The organism is Pantoea sp. AG1095 (assembly GCF_003208415.1).
GTDB lineage: Bacteria > Pseudomonadota > Gammaproteobacteria > Enterobacterales > Enterobacteriaceae > Pantoea > Pantoea leporis.
Genome location: NZ_QKMJ01000003.1, coordinates 126034 through 145489 on the forward strand (window position 1 = coordinate 126034; position 19456 = coordinate 145489).

At 50.8% G+C, this 19456-nt stretch carries 13 protein-coding genes; 8 read left to right on the plus strand and 5 right to left on the minus strand.

Features of this window, described 5'->3' with window-relative positions; genetic code table 11:
* The first annotated feature begins 106 nt into the window (after window positions 1–106).
* The gene (locus tag DEU53_RS09235; RefSeq protein WP_110866792.1) at window positions 107–934 is read left to right on the plus strand and encodes a MurR/RpiR family transcriptional regulator; all 828 of its coding nucleotides are present in this window, start codon (window positions 107–109) and stop codon (window positions 932–934) included.
* Window positions 935–1053: 119 nt separating this feature from the next.
* Here DEU53_RS09235 and DEU53_RS09240 read toward each other — a convergent pair whose 3' ends face one another.
* From DEU53_RS09240 to DEU53_RS09250, 3 genes are all read right to left on the minus strand, one after another.
* Window positions 1054–2991, minus strand: coding sequence for a MacB family efflux pump subunit (locus DEU53_RS09240; RefSeq protein ID WP_110866793.1), 1938 nt, complete (start codon window positions 2989–2991; stop codon window positions 1054–1056).
* Entirely contained in the window at window positions 2988–4163 is a 1176-nt protein-coding gene (locus DEU53_RS09245) for an efflux RND transporter periplasmic adaptor subunit (protein ID WP_110866794.1), read from the minus strand. Before DEU53_RS09245 ends, DEU53_RS09240 begins: the two co-directional genes overlap by 4 nt.
* A 354-nt stretch (window positions 4164–4517) precedes the next feature.
* A complete protein-coding gene (locus tag DEU53_RS09250; RefSeq protein ID WP_110866795.1) occupies window positions 4518–6218 on the minus strand; it encodes an ABC-F family ATP-binding cassette domain-containing protein in 1701 nt (566 codons plus the stop codon).
* A 2044-nt stretch (window positions 6219–8262) separates the two neighbouring features.
* Between DEU53_RS09250 and DEU53_RS09265 the strand changes: the two genes are divergently transcribed.
* The 4 genes from DEU53_RS09265 to DEU53_RS09280 all read left to right on the plus strand — a co-directional run bounded on the left by DEU53_RS09265 (window position 8263) and on the right by DEU53_RS09280 (window position 13148).
* Window positions 8263–8817: a fimbrial protein gene (locus DEU53_RS09265; RefSeq protein WP_110866798.1), complete on the plus strand. Its 555-nt coding sequence runs from the start codon at window positions 8263–8265 to the stop codon at window positions 8815–8817.
* 60 nt (window positions 8818–8877) lie between these two features.
* Entirely contained in the window at window positions 8878–9555 is a 678-nt protein-coding gene (locus DEU53_RS09270; RefSeq protein ID WP_110866799.1) for a molecular chaperone, read from the plus strand.
* Window positions 9556–9598: 43 nt separating this feature from the next.
* Window positions 9599–12091: a fimbria/pilus outer membrane usher protein gene (locus tag DEU53_RS09275; RefSeq protein ID WP_233501690.1), complete on the plus strand. Its 2493-nt coding sequence runs from the start codon at window positions 9599–9601 to the stop codon at window positions 12089–12091.
* Window positions 12092–12167: 76 nt separating this feature from the next.
* Entirely contained in the window at window positions 12168–13148 is a 981-nt protein-coding gene (locus DEU53_RS09280) for a fimbrial protein (RefSeq protein ID WP_110866801.1), read from the plus strand.
* 427 nt (window positions 13149–13575) lie between these two features.
* Here DEU53_RS09280 and DEU53_RS09285 read toward each other — a convergent pair whose 3' ends face one another.
* Both DEU53_RS09285 and DEU53_RS09290 read right to left on the minus strand, forming a co-directional pair.
* The gene (locus DEU53_RS09285; RefSeq protein WP_110866802.1) at window positions 13576–14733 is read right to left on the minus strand and encodes a glycosyltransferase; all 1158 of its coding nucleotides are present in this window, start codon (window positions 14731–14733) and stop codon (window positions 13576–13578) included.
* 392 nt (window positions 14734–15125) lie between these two features.
* Window positions 15126–16010 (minus strand): LysR family transcriptional regulator, encoded by an 885-nt coding sequence (locus tag DEU53_RS09290; protein ID WP_110866803.1) that lies wholly within the window; start codon window positions 16008–16010, stop codon window positions 15126–15128.
* A gap of 173 nt (window positions 16011–16183) precedes the next feature.
* On the opposite strand from DEU53_RS09290, the gene DEU53_RS09295 reads away from it, so the two are divergent.
* The 3 genes from DEU53_RS09295 to DEU53_RS09305 all read left to right on the plus strand — a co-directional run bounded on the left by DEU53_RS09295 (window position 16184) and on the right by DEU53_RS09305 (window position 19386).
* Window positions 16184–17320, plus strand: a complete 1137-nt coding sequence (locus DEU53_RS09295; RefSeq protein WP_110866804.1) for an alpha/beta hydrolase — start codon at window positions 16184–16186, stop codon at window positions 17318–17320.
* Between the two features lie 307 nt (window positions 17321–17627).
* Window positions 17628–18809: an MFS transporter gene (locus tag DEU53_RS09300; RefSeq protein WP_110866805.1), complete on the plus strand. Its 1182-nt coding sequence runs from the start codon at window positions 17628–17630 to the stop codon at window positions 18807–18809.
* Window positions 18810–18903: 94 nt separating this feature from the next.
* Window positions 18904–19386, plus strand: coding sequence for a glutathione peroxidase (locus tag DEU53_RS09305; RefSeq protein WP_110866806.1), 483 nt, complete (start codon window positions 18904–18906; stop codon window positions 19384–19386).
* Window positions 19387–19456 lie beyond the last annotated feature (70 nt).

Consider the following 19456-nt stretch of genomic DNA (forward strand, 5'->3'; position numbering starts at 1 on the left):
ATCTAATTCATAAGATGAAAATTTCCATCATTATTGTGATAGCTTTCACTTATGCCCGAATCTGCTGCACACTGTGCGCCATTAATGTCGTGAAGAAGAGGCCGCCATGACGGACAACGAAAACATCTTGCTGCACCTGCGCCAGGGCTTGCCGGGCTACAGTCCGACGCTGCAAAAGCTGGGCGATTTCATTCTCACCAACCCGCAGAAAGTGCTGTATCTCACCATCACTGAACTGGCGCGCGAGACCGACACCAGCGAAGCGAGCGTCACGCGGCTGTGTCGTCATCTCGGCTGCAAAGGCTATACCGAATTCAAAATGGCGCTGGCGCTGGATGTGCAACACAATCAGCCCGCGGCCGTTGCTAGCGGTGACAGCATCGACATGCTGGTGGAGGAAACGGTGCAGGCGCTGCGCGATACCGGGAAATTCATTAACCGCGAGGTACTTCAGAGCGCGGTGGAAGCGCTGCATCAGGCTAATACCATCCAGATCTACGGCGTGGCGGCCAGCGCGATTACCGGTGAGTATTTGCACTATCGCCTGTTGCGCATAGGTAAATCGGCGCAGCTGTTTGGTGATATGCATCGTGCGGCGATGAATGCCTCGACGCTCAGAGAGGGCGATTTGGTGATCGCCATCTCCGCTTCCGGCTCGACTAAAGATGTAATGCACGTAGTGAAGCTGGCGAAGAAGCAAAACGCGCGCGTGCTGATGCTGAGCAACACGCTGCGCAGCCCGATGGGCAGTTTAGCCGATATGCTGCTGGTGGCTGCGCGGCCGGAAGGCCCGTTCAACGCTGGCGCGCTGAGCGGTAAAGTGGGTGCAATGATGTTGGTGGAAGTGTTGATTAACGAGTTGATGACGCATGATGCCCGATATAAAGCGGCCAGCCAGCAGACGGCAACGGCGACCTTGCCGATGTTGATGTAAAACGGCAAATCCATAGCGGCGCGATTTATTGCGCGTTTTTACATTAGTAAAAAGGTCAAAAGAGCGCGATAAATCGCGCCGCTACGGAACAGTGCTAATAGCTTAAAGCGGTAATTCAGTTATTCGCTCGCCAATGCCGCCACCGGATCCATGCGTGCGGCTTTGCGCGCAGGCAGGTAACCAAAAATCATGCCGATGATGGTGGAGCAGGCAAAGGCCGCGCCTGCTGATTGCCATGAGAAGATCGCCTTGATCATGCCGCCCGCCAGCAGGCTGATAATCGGACCAATCACCAGCGCCAGCGCGACGCCGAGCGATCCGCCCACCAGACAGACTAAAACTGCTTCGATCATAAACTGCTGCATGATGTCGCCGCGCCGTGCGCCCACCGCCATGCGCACGCCGATTTCATGGGTACGTTCCGTTACCGACACCAGCATGATATTCATCACGCCGATGCTGCCAATCATCAGCGCAATCGAGGCGACCAGCAGAATCAACAGCGTTAATGTCGCGGCGGCATCTTCAATCGCTTTGCGGTATTTGTCGCGGTTGAACACCAGGAAATCTTTGCTGCCGTGACGCGCGGTTAGCAGTTGCGTCAGCGATTCCACCGCCGGGCCGCTCACCACATCGTCCTTCAGCTTAATGCTGATGCTGGTTAGCGCGGTTTGCCCGCTGATGCGATACATCACAGTGCTCCACGGCAGCCACACGCTGAGGCGATTAGGCGACATGCCATCGTTATTATCCGCCACGCCAATCACGCGCACCGGCACCGAACCCAGCACGATCATCTTGCCAATTGGGCTTTCCCCGTGTTCGCCAAACAGTTTGTTGCGCGTGTTGGTATCGATAATAATCTCCTGACGTGCGTGGCGTTCATCGCTGAAGTTGCTGCCTTCCAGCAATTTAATGCCCTGAATCTGGAAATACGCTTTGCCGACGCCGTACACCGAGGTTTTGGACGCGTTGGAGAGATAGCGAATCGGCTGATTGGCGATCATCTCCGGGCTGACCGCTGCGACAAACTGCTGACGCCCAATCACGTCGGCATCGGCCATCACCAGCGTCAGCACCGGATGCGCTTCATCCTCGACAAAATCACCGCCGGCATAGATCGACACCACATTGGTGCCGAGCCCGGAAATACTCTCCAGCGTTTTTTGCCGCGCGCCCTGGCCGAGCGCCACCACCGTGACCACCGCCGCGATGCCAAAAATAATCCCGGTCATGGTCAGCGCGGTGCGCAGCCGATGCGCGTTCATGGCATTCAGCGCCATGCGCAATGATTCGCGAAAGCGATCGAGCAAGCCGCGCAGCTTGCTCTGGCTTTTAGGCGCGGCGGGGACATATTGCGCGCGGGTTGCATCCTGTTTGCGGCCGCTGTCGGCAAAAATCTCGCCGTCCTGAATCTCAATAATGCGATCGGCGTGCTGCGCCACTTTCATGTCGTGCGTGACGATGATCACCGTGTGACCTTCGCGATTGAGATCGTGTAGGATGCGCAGCACCTCTTCGCCGGAATGCGAATCCAGCGCGCCGGTCGGTTCATCGGCAAGAATAATTTCGGCACCGTTAATCAGCGCGCGCGCGATACTGACGCGCTGCTGCTGGCCGCCGGATAGTTCGCCCGGTTTGTGATGTTCGCGGCCCTGTAAACCTAAACGTGCCAGCAGATCCGCCGCGCGCTGCAGCCGTGCTTTGCCCTGCAGATTGGCGTAGATCGATGGAATCTCGACGTTGCTCAAGGCGCTGAGATCCGGCATCAGATGATAACGCTGGAAAATAAAGCCGATATGTTCGCGGCGCACTTTCGCCAGCGCATCCGGCGACAGCGTGGCGGTGTTTTGGCCACTAATGAAATAGTCGCCGCTATCCGGCGCATCAAGGCAACCAAGAATATTCAGCAGCGTCGATTTACCCGAACCGGACGGCCCGATAATCGCCACCAGCTCGCCGCTAGCGATACTCAGGTTAATGTCTTTCAGCACATGCAGAGATTGCGAACCGTTAACATAGCTGCGCTGGATGTTTTTCAGTTCGATGATATTCACATCAACACCTCGTCAGCGCCCGCCGTCTGCGTAGCAAGGATCACTTTCTCGCCGACTTTTAAACCGCTCAGCACCTGAATATCAACGCTGTCAGTGATGCCAGTGGTGATGATGCGTTTGACCGGCTGATTATCCTGATCGGGGATTTCCACGTAGGTTTTGCCATCCGCGTCTTTCTTCGTCGCCTGCACCGGCACCAGCAAAGCGTCTTTGGCGGAATCACGCAGCAGGTTGACCTGCGCCGTCATGGAGATGCGCAGCGCGTTGTCGGGGTTTGGCACATCCAGCAGCGCGTTGTAATAGACTGCGGCGTTGGTGCTGCTGGCTGGCGTGCTTTCGCTGTTGCCCATCAGCGCGTCATCTTTCATCACCGATTCCGGCGCCAGTTCGAGGCTGCGCAGCGTGGCGTTGTAGCGCTTGTCTGGATTGGAGAAGGTGGTGAACCACGCTTGCTGGCCTGGCTGCACGTTGTTGATGTCGGCTTCGGAGATCTGCACTTTAATCGTCATGGTGCCGAGCTGCGCCAGCTTGGCGATGGTCGGCGCGGTTTGTACCGCGTTCACCGTTTGACCTTGCTTAGTGACGATGGCGATGACCGTGCCGTCCATTGGCGCCATGATGCGGGTATAACCGAGATCGAGCTGCTTCTTATCCACCTCAATCTGCGCCTGAATCACGCGCGCTTTTTGCGCGGTTAGCTCGGCGCGTGCACTGCGCCACTCTTGTTCGGCGGTATCAAAATCCTGACGCGAGATCGCATTGGTTTTAATCATTTGCTGCAAGCGCTGATATTGCGCTTGCTGTCGCACCAGCGCGGCTTCGCGGGTTTCCAAATCGGCCTGCGCCACGCTCAGCGCCGCCTGCGCGTTACGCAAATCGCTGCGCTGCGGTTGATCGTCAATTTCGGCGATTAGCTGGCCTTTGCTGACACTATCGCCAGATTTGATATAGAGCTTTTTCACCTGACCAGAAACCTGCGCACCGACGTTGACGCGTTCAACCGCATCCATTTTGCCGGTGGCAGCAATCACGTTTTCGATATTTCCCTGACGCACTTCGGCGGTGACCACCGCGTTAGGTTTATGGCGTGAACCGGCGAAATGCCAGATCAACAGCAGGAGAATGACGGCAGCGAGCGTAGCGAATAGCCACTTTTTTGAGATATTGAGCATAAGCGTCCCTTATATGAAGCGAGAATCATAATCACTTAAGGGAACAAACTGGAGAAAATTCGCCGGATTTATCTGGGTAATGCGCGCTGGTTGAAAAATGATTAAAGTTTTCCGAATAGAAAGGGCGGCTGGGTTGTTTACAGCGTATCTGAGTCACTGATTGGGCGTAGGGTCGCCATTTATGGCGAAATGTTTGTCAGTTAAGACATGAAACCCCCTCATCACCGAGAGCACATATTGTAGCGGCGCAATTTATTGCGCGATAAGTCGCGCCGTTACGGAAGGTGCGGTGATTTGATGCAACGCTTAACTGAGCGGCATTACGCCATTTATGGCGTCCGGTTCACTACCGATTTACAGATCGAGCTGGGTTTTCAGCTTCGCGATCTCCTCACGCCACTGCGCTTGCAACGCGGGTTTCTGATGCTTCGGCTTACGCGCCAGATCCTCATCCAGTTTGCTTTCCACCTCTAATAACGCCAGCAGCAAAGCATCTTCATCCAACGCGTTTTCCGTCGCCGCAGGTGCAACAACCTCAGACATGGCTATCACCTGCTCAGCACTTAGGCGCTCGGTCACCGCGTCAAAATCGTGCCACTGGCTGAGTTGCTGGTCCTCTATCAGCCAGAAACGATTGCAGCTGTTGGCGATTAACTGACGATCGTGCGACACCAGCAACACCGCGCCCTCGAACTGATTCAGCGCCTCCGCCAGCTCATCTTTCCCTACCATATCCAGATGGTTAGTGGGTTCATCGAGCAGCAGCAGTGAATAGCGCGCCAGCGTCAGCCCCACAAAGAGTAAACGCGAGCGCTCGCCGCCGCTCAGTGATCCAATCAGCTGCTGGTGACGCAGATACGGAAAACCCGCACCGATCAACGCCATCTTGCGCTGCTCATCGCTGAGCGGCGCAAAATGCGCCAGCGCATCACTTAACGTTTCCGCATCGTGCAACTGATGCAGACTTTGATCGTAATAACCGAGGCGCGCGCGGGGATGAAAAAGCGCGCTATCTGCTTGTTGAAATTCACGCCACAAATGGCGCAGCAGCGACGATTTACCGCAACCGTTGCGGCCAACGATCGCTACGCGATCGCCACTTTTCACCTGCAGCGTTGGTAGTGAAAACAGTGCAGGTGCGTCATCGGCTGGCCGAATCGACATCTGCGGCAATGCCAGCACGCGATCGGCATCCAGCGCTTCACCTTGCAGCTGCAGCCGCCATAGCGATCCTTCGCTCAGCGTGGTTTGTGCTTCTTTCAACCAATTGGCGCGTTTCTCCATCTGCTGCGCTTTGCGCGACAAACCTTCGTTATCGTAAGTGCGGCCCCAGATCGCCAGACGTTTGGCGCTTTTTTCGACGCGTTCGATCTCTTTCTGCTCGGCCTGATAACGCTGCGTGTCAGCCTCATCCTGCTCGATCAGCGCCTGACGCGCCGCGCTGCAGGGCAGACGGAAGAATTGCAGACCGCGATCGCGCAGAATCCAGCTGCAGTTGGTCACCCGATCGAGCAGGGTGCTGTCATGGGAAACCAGCACGAAGCTGCCGCTCCAGCCGTTGAGGAAATTCTCCAGCCACAATAGCGTCGGCAAATCGAGGTGGTTGCTGGGCTCATCGAGCAGCAGCAGATCCGGTTGCAGGATCAGCGCACGCGCCAGCAGCAGGCGCATATGCTGACCGCCACTTAGCGTTGCGGCGGTTTGCGTTTGTTGCTCAGCGGTGAAACCCAGGCTGCCTAGCAGCGCTTCGGCGCGCCAGCGATCGGCTTGTTCCGGTAAGCGCGCCATCACGCCATCCAGCAGCGACGCGTTGTGCAGTTCTGTTGGCAGATGCTGCTCGATGCGCGCCAGTAAACAGTGATTAGCCGGCGTAACGCTGCCGTGGCTGGCTTCCAGTTCACCACTGAGAATTTTCAATAAGGTGCTTTTACCGGTGCCGTTATCACCCAGCAAACCGATGCGATCGCCTTTTTTCAGGCTGAAATGGATATCGTGAAATAGCGAGCCGAAGGCGTTATCGAAACCGGCAGCGTGGGCGGACAGTAAAGTGCTCATGTGCTTACTCATAAGTTGCAGGCGCAAAAAGGCCCGACGTCAGAAATCGCTGACGACAACCCGGTAAGCCGGAGGAAGGGATTAGATTTTCAGTTAACTTCGCTCAGGACGGATTATCGCAGCACGAGTGCGGAAATGCCTGAACGCGGCCAATTACTGTAGAAGTGTGAGTAAATAAACAATTCACACAGTGGCATAGTAATCCTCCTTAGTTATCAGTGGGTGAATAAGTGAGCTGATGATAATGAGGGAAATGTCTGTTTTCCAGCGAAAAGTACCGGGAGTGTGGCACAGATCGCTATGACGTGTCGGGCGCGCGGGACAAATCGACATCTTATTAGCTGAAGACTTTCTTACATATAGGACGCAGCGGCTACCGTTGTTAATTTGAATTGAGAACATTGAGCGAAGAAATGATTCTATTCAGCTTATTGCTTAGATGCGTTTTTTGCTTTTTATAAGTGCCGAACTGCCATAAATGTAAAGGAAATTCAGTGCTTGTCAGTTTTTGTCCCGAAAATTCGTAATTAACGCCACGAAAAATCCTAAAATATCCTTATTAAGGCTAGGTTTAGCTGGACTGCGTTATCTTTTTAAATAATTGATTGTAAAGTGATATTTATGTTTTGCAGATATATTTGCTATTTTAAAGTGAATTTTAGCTAAATATATTTTTGTGAATTTTTTGTTTTATAACGCGATAGATAGAAACAAAAAATAAACATCCAGGGTTTTAAACTTATAAAATAGAAATATATGGATTTTTATGTTGATCTTTATGTAATAAGTGGTTTTTTGCTTTAATAAATTAGTCCCATTGTCACATTTTCTCCATTTTAATAACATTTCATTGCATCAGATGAACACCAAAACCTTTCTAATGGAGAAGGCGCCGACATGGAAATGGGATCGATAAACTTCTAAGGAGTCTTTGTGCCTTGTGTCTCTGACGAGCTTCTGTATGGATACACGATTTTCAATCATCTTGAGTATCGGCTTTTAACAAGAACACTTATCAATACCAAGAATGGACGTATTAAAAGATTCGGTAAGACGAAAGCGAGACTGTTCGAATATCTCCTCGCGGGGATGGATAACGACATTGTCTTCGATAATGACATCATCGTACACGTTTTTGAAGATTATGGACTGCGGTGCTCGAAATCCTATTTGTTGTCCATGATGAAGAAAATCCAGCACGCGTTTAATAGCGTGGGATTTGAACGATACCCTTTTATAAGAATGTATGGGAAAGCGTACAAAATCGACTGCGATTCTTTAGAACGCATATATGTTTTCAGAGCTTCTTCACAATGACGATGATAAATTTATAAGGAATAAATTTTGACAGCGCTATTGGTTTTTTCACGAAATTTTGCCATAGAGCAGGCAGTTACTTCATTAATCTTAGCCAATGGAAAAGTATTTTATTTCGATAGCCGGTTGGAATTTTTAGTAAGTGCGACCGTCCTGAGTAAGTCCTACATTCTTATCGATACAATAGGAGAAAGTAGCGAAAACATTCGGTGGATCTATTATCGGCTTGAGGAAAGGGGGTTATTATCGCTAACCTATTTTATTGCACCAGAAGATAATGCAGATAACGTTTTCTTAAAATCATTCCGACTTGTCACCTCGCTTAAAGATCTTAAGCAATTGTGCGAGCGCGCCTCTAAATTCCGGACGACGGAAAGTTCATGCGTATTAAAAGACGTGTTGTATCAGAGGCTATCGACGCGACTGTCGAACGAACATTTGAACTTTCTCCTGAAGGTTTATGATAAATCGACGCGCCAGTATCGAATGAGAAATAAATGCGAAGTTAATAAGAATTACTATTTGCGAAATCGTCTGGCGTTAGGCAGCGGTCTGGAGATGAAGCAGCTTATTTTACTTTTATCATCGCAGAGCCCGAGGTACTCATAGATAAATAATTCCCAATCAATGCCTTGAATAAAAAACTTTAATTTAGCGGCACTGTTCCGCCCTTACTGCGCAAAATTTTCTTTTGCGCAGGTACCTTTAATCCTGAGGATAAATAGCTATGCAAATGAAGTTAAGTAATCTATTTCGAAATTTAGTTGCGGCCGCAGCCGTTTCTGGAATAACTTTTTCCGCCAGCGCAGCAGATGGAAAAATCAACTTTACTGGCACCATTCTGGATTCTGCCTGTACGATTGATACTAATACGGCTAATCAGACCGTCAACCTCGGCAAAATACCAAAAAGCTCGTTTAACGCGGCCGGGGCCGTTGCTGCCGCAACCCGCTTTAGCATTGTGTTGAACAATTGCCCTGCTGCGGTTACCTCTGCTTCCATTAAGTTTGATGGTAACGCGGATAGCTCCGACACCAATATTCTTGCGCTGAACAGCGGTCAAACGGCGAAAGGCGTTGGTATCGCGTTTTATGAGGAGGATGGCATTACTGCGATTCCGCTGGCTACACAATCTAAGAGCATCACTCTTGACACCAGCGCAGGCGAAGAGCCCTCCAACAGCAATAAAATGACCTTCGTAGCGAAATATAAGGCGACCCAGGCCGCCGTGGTTGCGGGAACAGCAAACGCAACGTCAGATTTCACCATTACCTACCAGTAATACGCCGGGCGTACCTGAGGTGCGCCCTATTGCCTATTGCTGAAATGTCGGAAATGTATAATGAATCAACTAATTCGAACGATATTATTATCAGGCGCCTGCATAATCTCTTTAACGTGTCAGGCCAGCATAACCGTCGGGGGAACGCGATTAATTTATAATGCATCTGAAAACGAAGCCTCACTCCCTGTGAGTAACACTCAGGATGGTGTTCCCTATTTAATTCAGTCATGGGTTGAGTTAAGTGAAAATTCAGAGGGGCAGGTTCCTTTTATCGTCACGCCGCCGCTTTTTCGTCTTGATGCTGGCCATGAAAATACGCTGCGGATCATTTATACCGGCGAAAAGAAGCTACCTGAAAATCGCGAATCAGTTTTTTGGCTTAACGTTAAGTCTATCCCTTCAATGACCCGGTCAGATGAGAATCGGTTGCTCATTGCCGTTAAGACGCGCATGAAGCTTTTCTACCGGCCAGCATTACTGGCGTCAGAATTAGCAGGTGAGGCATGGGGGAAATTAAAGTTTGAGCCACGTGGTGAACACCTGCTGATTATCAATCCTACGCCGTTCTACGTTTCTCTTTATTCATTAAAGGTTGGTGATAAGTCTATTTCTCAGCCACCAATGATATCACCTTTTAGTTCTGAAACGGTGGCCGGCATTGGAAAGCAGGTTACCTGGAAAGCCATAAATGACTTTGGTGGAGTAACGACAGAAAAACGCCAAGTGCTGAAGTGAAGAATATTAACAATACGCTAAGTTACTCGCGCAGGTAAGCAAGGTGAATACTGTTTCTTTTTCTCAAAATGCAATTTTCTCTGGATCGGGGTCTCACTGCGTATGTCGACTCTCGACGATAGCATTTTTATTGTCGGGCATTTTTCCCGCAGCCGCAGACGATGTTTATTTCATGGCCGATGCACTTGAAAAAACACACTCAACATCCCAGGACATTGATCTGAGCTGCTTCGAGCGGGGAGAGCAGTTACCCGGCACCTATAGGGTGGAAATATGGCTTAATGAAAATTATATCCGGACGGAAAATGTCTCTTTTGTCCCTGTGAAAGGGTTTGGGCTGGCGCCCGAGCTTAATCGTAGAGTGCTGGAATCATTTGGTGTCAGGGTTAAGGCATTTCCTGAATTAGCCATGCTTCCGGCTGAAGTTATTATTACTGATCCCGGCGCATTTATACCGGATGCCACCACCCGGCTGGATTTTGACAAGCAGAGACTGGATATCTCAATCCCTCAATCTGCGCTTAATACGCGGGCGCGCGGCACTGTTGACCCTTCGCTCTGGGATCAAGGCATTTCTGCACTGCTGGTAAATTACAGTATCAATGGCTCGCGCAACTGGAGCCGATACGGTGAGACGCAGGAGCAGTTTTACACCAACCTGCAAAGCGGTATTAACGTGGGGCCATGGCGCCTGCGTAACTACAGTACCGCGACGAAGAACAACGGAAAGCAGTCGTTTTCGTCGCTGAATACCACCCTGAGCCGCGACGTCCAGTTTTTGAGAGGGCAGTTTCAGGTGGGTGAAACCAGCACGCCAGGTGACGTGTTTGACAGCGTGATGTTTCGTGGCACGCAGATTTTTTCCGATGACACCATGCTGCCGGAGAGCATGCGCGGTTTCGCCCCCATCATTCGAGGGATCGCTCGCACCAACGCCACGGTTACAGTGAAGCAAAACGGTTACACGGTTTATCAAACCTACGTGGCGCCCGGCAGCTTTGAAATTCGCGATCTCTATCCCACATCGGCGAGCGGCGATCTGGAAATTGTCGTCACCGAAGCCGACGGCAGCGTCCAGCATTTCGTGCAGCCTTTCTCCGCGGTTCCCGTCATGCTGCGGGAAGGGCGCATAAAGTATGCGCTGAGCGTAGGTGAATACCGAACCACGAAGCATGGCGCGCTAACGCCTTCATTCGGTCTGGGCACGCTCGCCTATGGCCTCAACAATAATCTCACGTTGTACGGCGGCGTCCTGGGGGCAAGCAACTATGCGTCAGGTGTATTCGGTACCGGCCTTAGCTTTGGCGATATAGGTTCGCTCTCGGCAGACATCACCGCTGCCGAGAGCCAACTCGTTGATGAGAAAAACCGGCGCAGCCGGGGACAGTCGTATCGTGTGCAATATTCAAAAACGGTGGCCGCGACCGATACCACCGTGACGCTCGCCAGCTATCGCTACTCCACGGAAGGGTTTTATACCTTTCAGGAGGTGAATGAATTCAGCAGCCAGCGCTACAACAAGCGAAGCCGACTGCAGCTCAACCTTAGTCAATCGCTGCAAAGTTGGGGAAATTTTTATATTGCGGCTTACCAGCAGGACTACTGGAGCAAACGGGGCTATGAACGCAACGTCAGTACCGGCTTTAACACCAGTATCAGCGATATCAATTATTCACTCGGCTACACCTATAGCGAAACGCCAGGCAAAGACCGTAAGGATCAGATCATAGCCTTTAGCCTGCAGGTTCCTCTGAGCAAATGGCTATCGCAAAGCTGGGCCAGCTACAGCGTGAATATGCAAAAAAACGGTCCTGAAACGCACCAGGTGGGGCTGAGCGGCACCGCGCTCGACGATAATAACCTGAGCTACATGGTCCAGCAGGGCTATACCTCGTCGGGCGGTGAATCGAGAAGCTCACTGAGTGGAACCTACAAGGGCGGCCACGGCACCGTGAGCGCGGGCTACAACCAAAGCCGACAGAACAGTCAGCTGAACTTCGGCCTACAGGGGGGGATTATCGGCCATGAGCATGGCGTGACGTTCTCTCAGCCGCTGGGAGATACCGTAGTGCTGCTGGAGGCACAGGGCGCATCCGGCGTGAGGGTGCGCAATAACCCCGGCGTTAAAACGGACTCGCGCGGATACGCCGTGGTGCCTTATGCCAGTGCCTATCAGGAAAACCGTATTGCATTAGACACGGGTTCGCTGGGGGCAGACGTGGATGTGGCCGAGTCGGTGGTCAACGTTGTGCCTACGCGCGGCGCGGTGGTGCGCGCTACGTTCAATACGCGAACGGGGCGGCGCGCCCTAATAACGCTGATGTATCAGAATTCGCCTGTGCCATTTGGCGCGACGGCAAAGCTCAACGAAAGCGATGCGATGAGCATTGTGGGAAGCGATGGCGAGGTTTATATGAGCGGTCTGAACGACGGTGACGGCATTACGGTACAGTGGGGAGCGAAAACCTGCCGCGCCAAAATAACCCTAAACGGGTTACCGGGTAAAATCCAACGTACTACTGCAGTATGTCGCTAAATTTCTCATTGCCTTGATTCGCATTATTACTCTTGCGAGAGAAGGCCTGCGCCTTGCTTAAATGAAGGAACATAAGATGTCCACCGTATTTAAAATCTCGATGGCTGCGATGGGTAGCGCCATCTCACTGAATGCCTTTGCGCTGTGTTCTGCAAATGACGTAGCGGTCAACTTTGATAACAATATTATCGTTCAGCGGGATGCGCCCGTCGGGACGGTATTAGCCACGATAACCACGAGTAATGCCATGCAATGTGACCCTGAGGGTCAGGTCATTGGATATGATGGCTCGTGGTTTATTCAGCTATCGGGGACGAATGCGGATTATGGCGCCTCGCCGCTGGCCAACGTACGGGCAACGGAGGTCCAGGGCATTGGCATCCGGTGGAAAAACTTTTCCAGCACAACCGGAACCAGCGAATTTGTCACCAGATTGAACCTCAATAACGCGAGCTGGAGGCGAGGGATCCTTCAGAATGGCGTATCAACGTTCACGGATACCTTTGAGCTGATCAAAACGAGTACCACCCCGGCGACGGGCTCAATACCCGCGCTGACGCTAAATATGGAATACAGTACGCCGGTCAGTAATAACATTACTCGCCTGCCGCTTTATAAATATATATTTTCGCCAATCAATATCAGCACCGCATCCTGTCAAATTGGGGATAGTAATTTGAATATTAATATGGGAATTGCGCTGATGCCGAAGTTTACTGGCGTGGGCAGCATCCAAAATCCGGTAACGTTTTCCATACCGCTTATTTGTAGCGAACAGACCGCAGTAAATGTGACGCTGGATAACGTCAGCCCGCTTGCCGATCCTGCCAACGGAGTTTTGGGATTAAACAGTAGCTCGACAGCAAAAGGTTTGGGCATTCAGCTGAAGTACAACGATGTGCCCGTTCAGTTCGGCAAGCTTATTAAATACGGCACGACGACCTCGCCAGGAGAGGTCGTCAATATTCCCTTCAAGGCCGCGTATTACATGACCTCAACCAATGCCCGCTCAGGATCGTTGAGCGCCACGGCGTCTTTTACCATGACCTATCACTAACCAAAATTGTTTATAATGGCGCGCTTATGACGTAACCAAGAGAAATTTTAGTCACGAGCTAGATAAAATTCGCTATCTCTTCATATAGCGCAAAAGCTCATAGCGACTCAATAATTGTGACAAACATCATTAGCGCTGATGCTGTGCACTACGGTTATTAACTGGAAACAGATTCGCCCACTATTTCTTCGCTATTTACTCGGTTGATACCCTATCCACATCGCTATTATCCTCTGAAATAAAAATTATAGATTTCGGCGTGATGCGTCACGTGAACTCAGGGACAATCATGTTTCGTATAGCCGGCTTGACTACGACGGCTGCCGCTTTACTTAGCTCACCTGATGCCCGAGCGCAACTGTCACATACCTGACTGGATGCTAATACCGAGTAGAAGGACGGTACCCGATTAGATAAGCCTTTTATTTTATTCGGTCTTCACACCCATATATATCGTATTGAGTCGCTTTCTAAATAATATTGGATCGTGTTCCAGACATATTCGCGCTAACGAATTTTTAGCGCGCTCTGATACGATTTTTCTATCGCTGATAATTTGCAATATATAGGTTTTAAGCTGAGATATGATGGCACTTCTCAGAGAGGTTTTGTCACTTACTGATGCCACCGTCAGCTCCAACATCGGATTCAGGGGGCAGCGAATCAGCCAGCCGGCATTTTCCGTATTGATTTCCGGCAAGGCTCTGACATTCGTCGTTATTACCGGGCAGCCGCAGGCCTGCATTTCCAGAACGGAAAAGCCGTATGTCTCCTGCCATGTGGGCAGCAGCCCGACATCAGAGGTCTTAATCAACGCCAGTACCGCGTCGTTGGTCAGCGACGTATGGTGCTGGAATAGGGGGCATTCACGAAGTGTGTCCTCCACGCTTCTTCTAAATGCGTCATCATCCTGGAACGCCTGGTGAGCCACGTTATGCGTTCTGCCAGGATCACCTACCAGATTTACACGGACGTCGTTCACACTTATCAGGTTTTCCCTTAATAACTGGCTAAAGGCTAGCACAACTTCTGCCCCTCCTTTGCGATAGAACTCCTTGCCCACGAAGGTAAAATTCAGCGGGCCTTTTTCAACCAGAGCATTTTTTTCCTGCAGTACCGGCTGCGGGGGATGCAGTACGTGCAGTTTGGGCCCGATGATAGCCTGCTCCCTGGGGAAATGTTCCAGCAGCCGCAGTTGGATCTGTCGTGTGGCTTCTGAGATAGCGATGATACCTTTGCAGCGCGTAGAGCAGACGTACCGGAGTTCCCGCGCCAGCTCGGGGTTGGCAAATTTGGGTATTCCCTCAACGGGAAGAACACGGGGCAGTTCGGTTTCAAAGGTCGCTACCCAGTCGCCTGGCCCCGAAGAAACTTCGTTAAAAAGGTGGATAATGTCCGCATCACCTGAAGACATCAGGGGCAGCGGTCGAAAAATAAACAGTTTATTTTTATGCAATAAGCGCCGCCTTATAACGTTGATCCAGGTCCAGATATTTCTGGGACGGTAATCCAGATAGCGATTTGCAGGGTCTGTAATGATGTTTCTCTTTTCTGGGTAGCCGTTTCCACCGACGATAATCTTCATTCTTCCCCCTGCTGGCGAGTGCAAAAAATTAACAGAATTAATTTAAATGTCCTCGTTATTGAGAGGATAAAAGAGTATTTGGGTTATGTAAGGCTATGGTTTTTCAGATAAGCTCTGAATTCATCTTGATTATTTAGACTGTTGATACCAGAGCAAAATCTGCTTTTTGCGCCGCTTCCCAACATGTCAAATTATGCACGGCCAAACAGCAAAAATACGTGTATTTGCTGGTGTTTAATCGATTTCCAGAAAACGTCGGGAGGGAGAGTGCCAATGCTGATTAAAGTTTCAGGTTGCTAAGAAGCCTTTATTTACTTCAGGATTAATTAACAGTGGGCGAATGAGAGAGATGATGATATTGGCAGGTATACATATTTTCCATTGAAAACCTTTTAAATTCTCAATGTATCAATAACCGCGCGCAAAGCGGGTGACACATTGCGATGCGGATAATAGAGAAATGAAGCTTCCAGACGTTGGCTGTGCCGTTGCAGAACCCTGATCAGCTTTCCTTGTTCCAGATCCTCAGAAACCAGCTCTTCCGGGACATAAGCCAGCCCGAGCCCGAGAGTAGCGGCTTTCGCTTCCATATAGCTGTCAGCAAAAACCCATTGCCCTTGCGGCCGATGGGTGATTTTTTTGCCATCCTGATGAAGTTCCCAGGCATAAAGGCTGCCATCGCCTAACTGATAAGCGATGCAGGGATGAACGGCCAAATCTGCGGGGATCTGCGGAAAGCCGTAGCGACGAAAGTGTTCTGGCGTACCGACAACGGCCATCTCCATGTCGGGCGAAATGCGTACAGCGATCATGCCGCTGCCAACCTCCGGCCCCAGACGTACACCCGCATCGAATCTCTCCGCAATGATATCCACAAACCGGCTTTCGCTGATGAGCTCCAGTCTGATATCGGGATAGCGTTGTTTGAATACCGCAAGTTTTGGCAGGAGTACTTTATCTATCGCGTGCTGGCTGGCATTGATACGCACCGTACCGGATGGGGTCTGGCGATAGTGGGCCAGCTTAGCGAGCCCCATATCTAAAGCATCGAATCCTGACTCAACGGTTAGATAAAGCTGCTCACCGGCATGGGTGAGCGATAATCTGCGCGTGGTGCGAACAATGAGTTGAACGCCAAGTCTTTCTTCAAGTTCACGCACTGAACGACTGATACCTGATTGTGCCAGGCCAAGGCGTTTCGCCGCAGCGGTAAAACTCCCCTCGCGCACCACCAGCATGAACAGGTAGAGATCGTTGTAGTTTTCCCGTTTTGCCATCATCCCGCCCTTATGACTACATCGTTATTTGGAACAATTTGATATCAATCTTAGCAAAAATTCCCCTCTAATCAGAACACATGCTGCTAACTAGAATGTGCACATTGCAACAAAGCACAGCAGCGTTGTCGGTATGAAACCTGCCTCTTTGATGTTTATTCAGGAGGATTTTAATGACTGTTTTCACTAAAAAATTGACAGCAGTGTTACCTGCAATGCTGCTATGCGCATCATTAAGTGGAGTTACAACGATGAGTTATGCTGATACCAGCAATCCGAACGCACCTATTTCGCTGGTCAAAAATTGGGATAAAACCTTTGCTGAAAGTACGAAAGTTGATCACCGTAAGGTTACCTTTCAGAACCGCTATGGGATCACTTTAGTTGGGGATCTTTATCTTCCAAAGGATCGCGGCGAGCGCAAGCTGGCAGCCATTGCCATCAGCGGGCCCTTCGGTGCAGTCAAAGAACAATCCAGCGGCCTGTACGCGCAAACGCTGGCTGAAAAGGGATTTGTCACCCTCGCGTTTGACCCTTCATATACGGGCGAAAGTGGCGGCTACCCGCGTAATGTGGCGTCTCCGGATATCAATACTGAGGATTTCAGCGCGGCAATTGATTTCTTAGGTCTGCAAAATGAGGTAGACCGCGACCATATCGGTCTACTAGGTATTTGCGGTCTGGGCGGCATGGCGTTAAACGACGCTGCGATGGATACACGCGTTAAAGCAGTAGCAACCAGCGTGATGTATGACATGAGCCGCGCGATGGGCCACGGCGTAGGCGATGGCAAAGATCGTTACACCAGCGCCGATCGTCGTGCTGTGTTGCAGTATCTGAACGCGCAGCGCTGGAAGGATGCGGAAAACGGCACTTTCGTGCCCGGTGGTCACGACATTGATGTTGACGAAAAAGGTAAAGTCAGCGCTTCTGAGCGTATTCTGCCGGAAACGTTACCCGCTAATCCAAATCCAGTCTTGAAAGAATTCTTTGATTATTACCGCATGCCACGCGGTTTCCATGCGCGTTCGGTCAACTCAACCGGCGCATGGAATGCAACAATGCCACTGTCATTTATGAATATGCCGCTGCTGAGTTATGCAAATGAAATCACTATCCCTGCGCTTGTTGTGACCGGTGAAAAAGCCCATTCACGTTATTTTGCTGAAGACGCTTTTAAGGCGATCGGGAGTAAAAAGAAAGAGCTGGTGATTATTCCCGGGGCAAATCATGTGGACTTATATGACAACGTGGCTGGAAAGATCCCGTTTGCTAAGTTTGAACAATTTTTCAAATCAAATTTAAGGTAACTTTCTGAAATAATTTGCATTTACCATGCCACCTCTACTTCACGGCTGGCATTAACTTCCCTGATGCCGTTCAGTTAAGCGCCGTATCAAATCGCCGCACCTTTTGTAGCGGCGCGATTTATCGCGCAATAAATTGCGCCGCTACAATGCGTGCTCTCGGTAATTACGGGTTTTCATGTCTTAACTGACGAGCATTAGGCATTAACTCGCCTGATGTAACGCAGTGAAATGATGATGTTATTCCCTGAAAAGCGCATCTCCCACTTTCGCCTGAATCAGGTCGGATCGATTTGAAGAGTAGTTGATAATGTCCACAGTAAATATTAAATCCTCTCACCATAAAACTCAGTCGTATTGGGGGGGCGTTTTTGCGATGACGCTCTGCGTTTTTGTATTGATCGCTTCTGAATTTATGCCGGTCAGTCTGCTAACACCTATTGCCCGCGACTTGCATGTCACGGAAGGACTGGCAGGACAGGGAATTGCCATCTCTGGCGCGCTGGCGGTGATTACCAGCCTGACTATCTCCCGCATTGCCGGGGACCTGAATCGGAAATATCTTCTGCTGGGACTAACGATTTTGATGGCGGTATCGGCAATCATTGTCGCGCTGGCGGCCAGTTATTCGGTTTATATGCTCGGGAGAGCGCTGATTGGAATCGTCATCGGTGGATTCTGGTCAATGTCGGCCGCAACAGCCATTCGGCTGGTACCGCAGCACAAGGTTACCCGCGCGCTAGCGACTTTTAACGGCGGGAACGCGCTGGCCACCGTTGTGGCGGCACCGCTGGGTAGCTACCTGGGGGCGACTGTCGGATGGCGGGGTGCCTTTTTATGTCTGGTACCGCTTGCGATAGTTGCATTCATCTGGCAATGCCTCAGCCTGCCTTCGATGGAAAGCGATAATGCGCGCAAGCCACAGGGATCGGTGCTTGGTCTTTTCAGAGTCTCTATCGTATCAATGGGGCTGTTGGCTTGCGGACTCTTCTTTATGGGACAGTTTTCCTTATTTACCTACGTGCGACCGTTTCTGGAGAACGTGACCAGAGTGAGCGCGCCTGGCCTGTCCTGGATTTTACTTGCTATAGGCGCAGCAGGTTTTATCGGCACAACGTTTGTTTCGACCTTCCTGAACTCAAGGTTTTATCCGACATTAATCTTGATACCACTGCTTATGTCAGCGATTGCCGGTACGTTACTTTTGTTTGGCCACAGCATGTGGATTGTTGCCGTTTTGCTGAGCCTGTGGGGAATGCTTGCGACAGCCGCGCCAACCGGATGGTGGACATGGCTCGCGCGGACGCTACCCGAAGATGCAGAGGCAGGTGGTGGTCTGATGGTTGCTGTCATCCAACTCTCCATTGCGCTTGGATCAACCGTTGGGGGTTTGATTTTCGACAGTCTGGGTTGGCAAAGTGCTTTCGGCTTGAGTGGTTTATTACTTCTTGGTGCGGTAGTCATGACGTTTCACACATCACGTCTAACATGAATCGCAGGCGCTTTAATCATAGAATAAGGCGCAGAGGCCGCTGATCAAAGCACCGTCTTTAATGCCGAACTGATTCTGCTCTGAGGATTGATACATGACCACCTTTCATCAACTTAATGCCATCAGCTTGCAAGGCCAGCCCATCTCTATGGCCGATTACGCCGGGAAGCTGGTTCTGGTGGTGAATACCGCCAGCCATTGTGGATTTACTCCTCAATATGCAGGCCTTGAAGCGCTCTACAAGAAGTACGCGGACAATGGGCTGATGATATTGGGTTTCCCCTGCAATCAGTTTGGCAAGCAGGAACCTGGCGGAGCCGATGATATCGCGCAGACCTGCCTCATCAACTACGGTGTGAGCTTCGCGATGTTCGAGAAAGTCGAGGTTAACGGCGCCGCAACGCACCCCGTATTTCGCTACCTGAAAGCCGAATTACCCGGTGTGTTGGGCGGGCGGATCAAATGGAACTTTACTAAGTTTCTGATCGGGCGCGACGGCAAACCGATCAAGCGATTTGCACCGATCACCAAACCAGAAAAAATGGAAGCGACGATCCTTACTGCGCTGGAAAACTAATGTGCATTCCGCCATGCTTGATCCAAATTGTGCGAGCTATCACAATTAATACAATTTCTTTTGGTTTGCC

Bases quoted from the DNA above. Each gene is read 5' to 3' on its own strand.
- DEU53_RS09280 (WP_110866801.1), top strand. From the start codon at position 12,168: ATGTCCACCGTATTTAAAATCTCGATGGCTGCGATGGGTAGCGCCATC.
- DEU53_RS09270 (WP_110866799.1), top strand. From the start codon at position 8,878: ATGAATCAACTAATTCGAACGATATTATTATCAGGCGCCTGCATAATC.
- DEU53_RS09265 (WP_110866798.1), top strand. From the start codon at position 8,263: ATGCAAATGAAGTTAAGTAATCTATTTCGAAATTTAGTTGCGGCCGCA.
- DEU53_RS09300 (WP_110866805.1), top strand. From the start codon at position 17,628: ATGTCCACAGTAAATATTAAATCCTCTCACCATAAAACTCAGTCGTAT.
- DEU53_RS09245 (WP_110866794.1), bottom strand. From the start codon at position 4,163: ATGCTCAATATCTCAAAAAAGTGGCTATTCGCTACGCTCGCTGCCGTC.
- DEU53_RS09305 (WP_110866806.1), top strand. From the start codon at position 18,904: ATGACCACCTTTCATCAACTTAATGCCATCAGCTTGCAAGGCCAGCCC.
- DEU53_RS09290 (WP_110866803.1), bottom strand. From the start codon at position 16,010: ATGGCAAAACGGGAAAACTACAACGATCTCTACCTGTTCATGCTGGTG.
- DEU53_RS09285 (WP_110866802.1), bottom strand. From the start codon at position 14,733: ATGAAGATTATCGTCGGTGGAAACGGCTACCCAGAAAAGAGAAACATC.
- DEU53_RS09235 (WP_110866792.1), top strand. From the start codon at position 107: ATGACGGACAACGAAAACATCTTGCTGCACCTGCGCCAGGGCTTGCCG.
- DEU53_RS09250 (WP_110866795.1), bottom strand. From the start codon at position 6,218: ATGAGCACTTTACTGTCCGCCCACGCTGCCGGTTTCGATAACGCCTTC.
- DEU53_RS09295 (WP_110866804.1), top strand. From the start codon at position 16,184: ATGACTGTTTTCACTAAAAAATTGACAGCAGTGTTACCTGCAATGCTG.